This is a genomic window from Oleiphilus sp. HI0132 (genome assembly GCF_001635845.1).
In genome coordinates, this window is sequence record NZ_LWGJ01001307.1 from 1 (window position 1) to 1,321 (window position 1,321).

Sequence of the window (1,321 nt, forward strand, 5' to 3'; positions counted from 1 at the left end):
GTGCGAGTATCCATGCAATTGCTGCAACAGCAGCAAAACACCAAGCGATATTAGAAAAACATTCGCTGCATTACTGAAGTTTTTAAATGACTTGGTTTTGCGCCAAATAGCCAATAAACCAAGCATGACAGTCAATGCGGCAATTTGACCAAGTTCTACACCTAAGTTGAACGAAAGAATTTTAAGCACTAACCCTTCTTCAGATAACGGGAGCATTTGTAGGCGGGTTGAAAGACCAAAGCCATGAATCAAACCAAAAACGAAGACAATCAAAAGCAGATTCGGAGAAGCGATGTTTAAATACTTCTTAAACCCACCCAGATTATCAAAACCTTTGTATATGACGGTCAACGCAATGACTGCATCTACAAGATAGTAATTTGCTTGGATCTGATAAAGCGTTGCAAAAAGCAGCGTGATCGAATGACCAATTGTAAAAGCAGTGACAAACTTAACAATGTCATTAAATCGAGTCAGAAAGAAAACAACCCCAAAAAGAAAGAGTAAATGGTCATAACCGGTGACCATGTGGCTTGCGCCTAACTCAATAAAATCCCAGTTAGTTGCTTCTAAGGCTTTTGCCTTATCTGCTTCGGACATGCCATGCCCGAAAACGACGCTACAGATAAAATAGAAACCAACGGCGATGGGCCATCGGCATTTTTTAAATACGGATAACATTATTTACCTCAATAATAAGTTCTAGCTTACGCTAGTAAAATTTTATGTTTTAAACGAGAGAGGGAAATAATTTTGGCGGTGCTCTAGCCTTAACATTAGAGCGAAAATGGAAGCTGCGATATGCAAAGGACTTGTCAAAATAGAACTGAGTGACGTTTTTCTGTTCATCGCACGAAAAACTAGTGACTAAGACTGCTTGAGGCTCTAGGTCATTGAGCCACTTTACATATTTAACGATCCAGTCTTGGCTTAGCTCGACGACCTGGTTCGTGTGACTATTTTGATCAAAAGCATCAGCATGATGAGACGCAACATTGTGCGAATGTGCTACTTGTGCGTGAGAATGGCCCGCCCCGTCATGATTATGGTTGGATGCCAAATGAATATGCGCCGAAGCAGACTGCATTGTCAGAAATGCAATCGCTAAGAAAAGTTGCCAGATTTTGCTTGTCAAAATAGTGCGCATGAACGAGCCAGATATTTGGGATCAATGGATTATAATGACGGATTCATTTCGATACTATCAATTATTCATGAAGGAATATTTAAAAATAAACGTAGTAAGAGATAATATTCATACCAAAAGAGAGGGTCAGCCTCAAGGAGAAGTCTTCCGTACTATCAGGCACCAAAGGCTTCT

Annotated in this window: 2 protein-coding genes; both read right to left on the reverse strand. The window is 40.2% G+C overall.

The window, feature by feature from the left end:
• A partial coding sequence (locus A3766_RS19945) for a HupE/UreJ family protein (protein WP_082907173.1) occupies positions 1-600 on the reverse strand: 600 nt, incomplete at its 3' end.
• 130 nt (positions 601-730) lie between these two features.
• A complete protein-coding gene (locus tag A3766_RS19950; protein WP_156508997.1) occupies positions 731-1,135 on the reverse strand; it encodes a hypothetical protein in 405 nt (134 codons plus the stop codon).
• Positions 1,136-1,321 lie beyond the last annotated feature (186 nt).